Genomic DNA, 385 nt, shown 5'->3' with positions numbered 1-385 from the left:
GTCGAGGCAGGGAGGCCGGGATTGGCACTGGTAGTGATGTCGGTGGTCGAGCTGCGGCTGGACGCGGTGCGGGCGGTGCTGGCGGGGGCGAGGGTCACCGAGGTGGCCGCCCAGGCCGGGGTGTCGCGTCAGAGCGTGCACACGTGGGTCGGGCGGTACCTGCTCGAGGGGGTCGCGGGACTTCGCCTGCGTTGTACGGGCCAACGCCGGACCCCGGAAGCCGGTGCGCCAGATCGGGCGTGCCCATGGGTGGCGCCCGGGCAGGTTTGCCGATGTCGCGCTCGTGGGCGCCCGCCCTGCTGCGCGGCTGACGCGAAACTCGTAGCTGCTGGCGGCGCTCGGGACGACGCCCAGGGGTCACACCGTCTGCGGAGCACGCCGGTCT

1 protein-coding gene is annotated in these 385 nt (G+C 73.8%); it reads left to right on the top strand.

Annotated elements, in window-relative coordinates:
- Positions 1–36: 36 nt before the first annotated feature.
- A partial coding sequence (locus AC1DE0_RS22420; protein ID WP_478105849.1) for a helix-turn-helix domain-containing protein occupies positions 37–385 on the top strand: 349 nt, incomplete at its 3' end.

The sequence above is a fragment of the Terrabacter sp. 05T424 genome (genome assembly GCF_056396225.1).
This window is presented reverse-complemented; position numbering and strand designations above follow the sequence as displayed.